7 protein-coding genes are annotated in these 7,020 nt (G+C 72.1%); 5 read left to right on the top strand and 2 right to left on the bottom strand.

Translation table 11 applies throughout. From position 1 onward, the window contains the following. Positions 1-431: ATP-binding protein (locus tag FNH08_RS40370; RefSeq protein WP_152776493.1), on the top strand; the 431-nt coding region annotated here is incomplete at its 5' end. 71 nt (positions 432-502) lie between these two features. Here FNH08_RS40370 and FNH08_RS40365 read toward each other — a convergent pair. Then, a complete protein-coding gene (locus FNH08_RS40365; RefSeq protein ID WP_152776492.1) occupies positions 503-937 on the bottom strand; it encodes an ATP-binding protein in 435 nt (144 codons plus the stop codon). Between the two features lie 261 nt (positions 938-1,198). Here FNH08_RS40365 and FNH08_RS40360 point away from each other — a divergent pair, with 261 nt between their 5' ends. Further along, a complete protein-coding gene (locus FNH08_RS40360; RefSeq protein WP_322726251.1) occupies positions 1,199-2,236 on the top strand; it encodes an NUDIX hydrolase in 1,038 nt (345 codons plus the stop codon). A gap of 22 nt (positions 2,237-2,258) precedes the next feature. Here the strand turns inward: FNH08_RS40360 and FNH08_RS40355 are convergent, their stop codons facing one another. Next, positions 2,259-3,614: a dipeptidase gene (locus tag FNH08_RS40355; RefSeq protein ID WP_152776490.1), complete on the bottom strand. Its 1,356-nt coding sequence runs from the start codon at positions 3,612-3,614 to the stop codon at positions 2,259-2,261. A gap of 174 nt (positions 3,615-3,788) precedes the next feature. Here FNH08_RS40355 and FNH08_RS40350 point away from each other — a divergent pair, with 174 nt between their 5' ends. From FNH08_RS40350 to FNH08_RS40340, 3 genes are all read left to right on the top strand, one after another. After that, complete coding sequence (locus FNH08_RS40350; protein WP_322726250.1) at positions 3,789-4,994, top strand: geranylgeranyl reductase family protein; 1,206 nt, start codon at positions 3,789-3,791, stop codon at positions 4,992-4,994. An 86-nt stretch (positions 4,995-5,080) separates the two neighbouring features. Next, positions 5,081-6,343, top strand: coding sequence for a sensor histidine kinase (locus FNH08_RS40345; RefSeq protein ID WP_152776488.1), 1,263 nt, complete (start codon positions 5,081-5,083; stop codon positions 6,341-6,343). Next, complete coding sequence (locus FNH08_RS40340) at positions 6,340-7,005, top strand: response regulator transcription factor (protein ID WP_322726248.1); 666 nt, start codon at positions 6,340-6,342, stop codon at positions 7,003-7,005. The genes FNH08_RS40345 and FNH08_RS40340 overlap by 4 nt, the downstream gene beginning before the upstream one ends. Positions 7,006-7,020 lie beyond the last annotated feature (15 nt).

Below are 7,020 nucleotides of genomic sequence, written 5' to 3'. Positions count from 1 at the left end.
CCGTCGCTTCGGGCGACGGTGCGCGGGGCGGAGCGCCGCAGCCGCAGGTCGCCGTCACGAGTGCCGCGTCGGCACGGCAGTTCGCGCGGGACGTCGTGCGCGAGCGCTGGGACAGGCCGGGCCGCCGCGCGAGTGAGGTTGCCGTCATCGACCTGCTGCTGGTCGTCTCCGAACTGGTGACGAACGCGATCCGGCACGGCGGCGGCATCGCCGGGTTCGAGGTGACTCCCACCCCCGAGGGCATCCGGCTGAGCGTGCACGACTACAGCGATGTCGTACCCGCCGTCGCCTACGGTCCGGGCGCGCTGCCTCACGGCCATGTGGGCAATGGATACGGGTGGCCGCTGATCATCCGTCTGGCCCGGGACATCGGTATCGTGCCCCGCTCCCAGGGGGGCAAGACCATCAGCGTGCTCGTACCGATGAGCTGAGGCACGGGCCACCACCCGGGCGACGCCACCTCGGACGGTCCTGACGTCGCCCCCGGCCCCACCTGAGGGCCTCACCAGGGCAGGAAGACGTGCACGTCCTTGCCGTCGTCCCGCACCACCACGCTGACCTGCGTGCACAGCGTGTGCACCAGATGCCATCCGATGCCGCCACCGCCGTGTTGGGGATGGAAGGGGCGCGGTGCGGGGGGTGTGGTGCTGGTGTCGTGGACCGTCACGTGCACACCGTCGAACGTGCGCCGCATCGTCAGCTCGAACGGCCCGGGAGCGTACTGGACCGCGTTGGCGGCCAGTTCGTTGACGACCAGCAGGACGTCGTCCCAGTGCTCGGGCGCCGTCGGTGGTGAGGCACGCGCCACGGCACGCAGGAACTCCTCCGTCGCCAGTCGGGCCCCGGTCACGTCACCCAGCCCGCCGTCGAAGGCGGCGTGACACTTCTTCGTCTCCTCGGAAGGCAGTTTCTCGCTCCATCGCGGCTCGGTCGCCATTTCGCCTGCCCCGCTCCCTCGGCAGCGGATCCGTTCAGCGAATTATCCGTCCATCGCCTCAGTTTCCCAGGGAGACAAGGGCTAGTCGTCCGGATCCAGCGATGTCCGTGAGACACGAGGGATTCGCGGAGGCCGCATTCGCGCCGGTGCCCGCGGGTAGCCCTCCCGCTGGCGTCGTGTGGTCGGCGCCTCATCAGCGGCTGGTTTCCGTGGCGGGGTGAAGCGGGCAAGCCTCAGGGGGCCAACAGAAGAGGGGGAACCGTGATCGTCTGGATCAACGGTGCGTTCGGTGCGGGGAAGACCACTACCGCACGGGAACTGATCGAACTGATCCCGAACAGCACGCTCTTCGACCCCGAGGTCATCGGCGGCACACTCACACACCTGCTGCCGGCCAAGCGCCTCGCCGAGGTCGGCGACTTCCAGGACCTGTCGAGCTGGCGACGGCTCGTGGTGGACACCGCGGCCGCCCTGCTCGCCGAGCTCGGCGGCACCCTCGTGGTCCCCATGACCCTGCTGCGTCAGGACTACCGCGACGAGATCTTCGGCGGCCTCGCCTCGCGCCGGATCTCGGTGCGGCACGTACTGCTCGCCCCGGCCGAAACGATCCTGCGTGAGCGAATAGCCGGCCGGGAGGTCCCTCCGGACCTCCCCGACGGCGAGATGCGGGTACGCCAGTGGGCGTACGACCACATCGAGCCGTACCACGCCGCCCTCGACTCCTGGCTCACCGCCGACGCCCATCTCGTCGACACCAGTACCCAGACCCCGTACGAGACCGCCCGGCACATCGCCCAGGCCGTCCGCACCGGAGACGTACCGGTGTGCGACATCGTGCAGACCCCCGAACCCACCGCCGAGACCCTCGCCGCGGGCGTCCTGCTGTTCGACGAGCAGGACCGGGTCCTGCTCGTCGATCCGACGTACAAAGCGGGCTGGGAATTCCCCGGAGGTGTCGTCGAACCCGGCGAGGCGCCCGCGCGGGCGGGCATGCGAGAGGTCGCCGAGGAGACCGGCATACGCCTCGACGACGTACCCCGGCTGCTGGTCGTGGACTGGGAGCAGCCCGCGCCCCCGGGGTACGGCGGACTGCGCCTGCTGTACGACGGCGGGCGCCTCGACGCCGACGGGGGCCAGCAGCCGGTCCTGCCCGGGCCCGAACTGCGCGGCTGGCGCTTCGTCACCGAGGAGGAGGCCGCCGACCTGCTGCCGCCCGTACGGTACGAGCGGCTGCGGTGGGCGCTGCGGGCGCGGGAACGCGGCGCCGCGCTGTACCTGGAGGCAGGCGTACCCGTGTGACCGGACCCGCCCGCCGGGCCCTCTAGCTCCCCGCGTAGTTGCGCAGGAACAGCGCCTCCGCCACCGAGAGGCGCTCCAACTCCTGGGGCGACACGCTCTCGTTGACCGCGTGGATCTGCGCCTCCGGCTCGCTCAGGCCGATGAGGAGGATCTCGGCGTCCGGGTAGAGGGAGGCGAGGGTGTTGCACAGCGGGATCGAGCCGCCCTGGCCCGCGTACTGCATCTCCTGGCCCGGATAGGCGACCGCCATCGCGGCGGCCATCGCCTCGTACGCCGGGCTGGAGGTGTCCGCGCGGAACGCCTGCCCCTGGCCGACCTGCTCGACGTCCACCCGCGCGCCCCACGGGGTGTGCGCCTCGATGTGGGCCCGCAGCAGCTTGGTGGCCTCGACGGCGTCCACGCCCGGCGGGACCCGCAGGCTGATCAGCGCGCGGGCGCTCGCCTGCACGGACGGGGTCGCTCCCACCACGGGCGGGCAGTCGATGCCGAGCACGGTGACCGCCGGGCGTGCCCAGATGCGGTCGGCGACCGTGCCCGAGCCGATCAGCCCCACGCCGTCGAGCACCTTGGCGTCCTTGCGGAACTGCCCGTCCTCGTACCGCAGACCGTCCCACTCGGCGTCGGCGGTGAGCCCGTCGACCGTCGTGGAACCGTCCTCCGCGCGCAGCGAGTCCAGTACGCGGATCAGCGCGGCGAGGGCGTCGGGTGCGGCGCCGCCGAACTGGCCCGAGTGCAGGTTGCCTTCCAGGGTGTCCATCTGCACGCGCACCATGGTCATACCGCGCAGCGTCGAGGTGACCGTGGGCAGGCCGACCCGGAAGTTTCCGGCGTCGCCGATGACGATGGTGTTCGCGGTCAGCAGTTCCGGGTGCTGCTCGGCGTACCGCTCCAGACCGCCCGTGCCCTGCTCCTCGGAACCCTCGGCTATCACCTTGACGTGGACGGGGACTCCGCCGTTGGCCTTGAGCGCACGCAGGGCGAGCAGGTGCATGATCACGCCGCCCTTGCAGTCGGCCGCGCCGCGCCCGTACCAGCGGCCGTCCCGCTCCGTCAGCTCGAACGGCGGGGAGAGCCAGGCAGCCTCGTCCAGCGGCGGCTGCACGTCGTAGTGGGCGTAGAGGAGGACGGTCTTCGCGCCCTCGGGGCCGGGCAGGTATCCGTAGACCGACTGCGTGCCGTCGGGCGTGTCGAGCAGTGCCACGTCCTGGAAGCCCTCGGCGCGCAGCGCGTCCGCCACCCAGTTCGCCGCGGCCTCGCTCTCGCCCTTCGGGAACTGCGCGAAGTCCGCCACCGACTTGAACGCCACCAGCTCGGTGAGTTCCTGCCGCGCGCGCGGCATCAGCGAGGCGACGGTCTCGGCGACCGGATTCGACGACATGGGCACGCTCCTCGTGGGTGCGACGTTGTGCTTCTGGGTACACAGATGCGTACGCGCCAACTGGTGTAGGGCGCATGCGCCTGTTGATCCTCCCACAGTGGCCTGCGACGATGCCCGCCGTAGGATGCGGGGGAAAGATGCGGCAGGCGGCTGGATCGGGAGCTACAGACCATCGTGAGCAGCGAGAACTCTTCGGCGGACGACGTGCAGCGGGTGTGGGACGTCGTCGTGGTGGGCGCGGGACCGGCGGGGGCTTCGGCCGCCTACGCGGCGGCGGTCGCGGGACGGCGCGTCCTGTTGCTGGAGAAGGCGGAGCTGCCCCGCTACAAGACGTGCGGCGGCGGCATCATCGGTCCCTCGCGCGACGCGCTGCCGCCCGGCTTCGAACTGCCGCTCCAGGACCGGGTGCACGCGGTCACGTTCTCGCTGGACGGCCGCTTCTCGCGCACCCGCCGCTCCAAGCAGATGCTGTTCGGGCTGATCAACCGGCCCGAGTTCGACCAGCAGCTCGTCGAGCACGCACAGAAGGCGGGCGCGGAGCTGCGTACGGGCGTCACCGTCTCCCGGGTCGAGCAGCACGGCTCGTCGGTGCCGGACCGCCGCACGGTCGCCGTGGTCATGCAGGGCGGGGAGACCGTGCTCGCGCGGGCCGTGGTCGGGGCGGACGGCAGCGCCAGTCGGATAGGAGCGCACGTCGGGGTGAAGCTCGACCAGGTCGACCTCGGTCTGGAGGCGGAGATCCCCGTGCCCGAGACCGTCGCCGAGGACTGGAAGGGGCGGGTGCTCATCGACTGGGGCCCGATGCCCGGCAGTTACGGGTGGGTCTTCCCCAAGGGCGACACACTGACGGTGGGGGTCATCTCCGCACGCGGTGAAGGTGCCGCCACGAAGCGGTACCTGGAGGACTTCATCGGTCGGCTCGGCCTCGCGGGCTTCGAACCGAGCATCTCCTCGGGGCACTTGACGCGCTGCCGCGCCGACGACTCGCCGCTGTCGCGCGGGCGGGTGCTGGTGTGCGGGGACGCGGCGGGGCTGCTGGAGCCGTGGACCCGGGAGGGAATCTCGTTCGCGCTGCGGTCGGGGCGGCTCGCGGGGGAGTGGGCGGTGCGGATCGCGGAGGCGCACGACGCGGTGGACACCCGGCGCCAGGCCCTGAACTACGCGTTCGCGATCAAGGCGGGGCTCGGCGTCGAGATGAGCGTCGGCAAGCGGCTGCTGACGGCCTTCCAGCGCCGCCCCGGACTCTTCCACGCGGCCCTCACCGGATTCCGGCCCGCCTGGAAGGCCTTCACGGACATCACGCGCGGCTCTACCTCACTGGGCGAGATCGTCCGCAGCCGTCCCATGGCCCAGCGCGCCCTGATGGCGCTGGACAAGTAGGCACGGGGCGTACTTCGCGGGGAGTACGTGTGATCACCTCGCTCGGGTGACGCCCGGGACGGTGCGCGGCGTCTAGCGTGGCCGTCATGGAAGAGAGAGGCAGGCCGGGAGGTCCCCCGTGGTGGCCGGGTGGTCCGCCGCGGTGGCCGGGTGGTCCGCCGTGGTGGACGCGGTCGGACGAGGACGCGGGCTCCCGGTGGCCGTGGCGCTCCACGCTCCTCCTCACCGTCTTCGTGCTGGTCGGCACGAACGCCGCCGCCAGGTTGCAGGAGGGAGAGCACGCGTCTGTCGACCTGTTCGCGCGCGTGCTCCTGCTCCTCGGCTCGGGCCTGCTGCTGTGGCGGCAGCGGTACCCGGTGCTCGTCGCCTTCGGGACGGCCGCCGCCGCCATGGTCTACCTGGGCGCCGGGTATCCGTACGGACCGGTGTTCCTCACGGTCGCCCTGGGCTGCTTCAGCGCGATCGTCTCCGGGCACCGCAAGGCCGCCTGGGGGGCGGTCGGCATGCTCTGGGCGGGGCACGTGCTGGTGGCGCACTGGCTGTACCAGTGGCTGCCACCGTCCGGGGACGACGCGGCCGCCTGGGGGCCGGAGGTCCCCGTCGCCGCCTGGATCGTCGCGATCGTCGCGGTCTCCGAGCTGGCCCGGGTACGTCGCGAGCAGTGGGCCCGGGAACGTGCCGAGCGCGCCCAGGCGGCCCGGCGGCGCGCCGACGAGGAGCGGCTGCGGATCGCCCGGGAGTTGCACGACGTCCTCGCCCACAGCATCTCCGTGATCAATGTGCAGGCGGGCGTCGGCCTCGCACTCCTGGACTCCGATCCCGAGCAGGCCCGCACCGCGCTCACGACGATCAAGGCCGCCAGCAAGGAGGCCCTGGGCGAGGTCCGCCAGGTGCTCGACACGCTGCGGACCCCGGGCGACGCCCCGCGCGCTCCCGCACCGGGGCTCGACCGGCTGCCCGAACTCGTCGAGCAGGCGGCCGGCGCGGGTCTCACGGTCCAGGTCGAGGGCAAGGCGCCCTCGCTGCCGCCGGGCACCGACCTCGCCGCGTTCCGCATCGTGCAGGAGGCCCTCACCAACGTCGTACGGCATTCGGGGTCGCGGCACGCGCGGGTGCACCTCGAACAGGCGGCCGGAGTAATGCGGTTGCGCATCGACGACGACGGGCCCGCGACCGGCGCGGACGCGGGCGGCAGCGGTAACGGCCTCGCCGGAATGCGGGAGCGGGCCGCCGCCCTCGGTGGCACGATCGAGGCGGGGCCGCGTGCCGACGGCGGGTTCCGGGTGCTCGCCGTACTGCCGCTGAGGACGTCGCCCGCGAAGTCCCACGAGGTCAAGGAGGACCGGTGATCCGCGTACTGCTCGCCGACGACCAGTCGCTGGTCCGCGCAGGCTTCAAGGCGCTCCTCGACGCGCAGCCGGACATCGAGGTGGCGGGGGAGGCCGCCGACGGCGAGGAGGCACTGCGCAGGGTGCGCGAACTGCGGCCCCATGTCGTCCTGATGGACATCCGGATGCCGCTCCTCGACGGGCTGGCCGCGACCCGCCGTATCAGCGACGACCAGGGCCTGAAGGACGTCAAGGTCGTCATGCTGACCACGTTCGAGCTCGACGAGTACGTCTTCGAGGCCATCCGCTCCGGCGCGTCGGGCTTCCTGGTGAAGGACACCGAGCCGGAGGAACTCGTGCGTGCCGTCCGGGCCGTGGTCGAGGGCGACGCGCTGCTCTCACCGGGGGTGACCCGCCGGCTGATCTCCGAGTTCGCCGCCCGCTCCAAGGAGCCCGCGGCCGCGGCGTCGCTCACCGAGCTCACCGAACGGGAACGGGAGGTGATGGCCCTCGTCGGCATCGGCCTGTCCAACGAGGAGATCGCCCGTCGCCTGGTCGTCAGCCCGCTGACCGCCAAGACCCATGTGAGCCGCACGATGGTGAAGCTGGGCGCCCGCGACCGGGCCCAACTGGTCGTGCTGGCCTACGAGTCGGGGTTGGTGCGGCCGGGCTGGCTGGGCTGAGGGCCGGGCGTACGG

It is taken from the genome of Streptomyces spongiae (assembly GCF_009377185.1).
In the GTDB taxonomy this organism is placed as follows: Bacteria; Actinomycetota; Actinomycetes; order Streptomycetales; family Streptomycetaceae; genus Streptomyces; species Streptomyces spongiae.
Note: the sequence above shows the minus strand (reverse complement) of the source record. Positions and strands in the feature narration are given on the sequence as shown.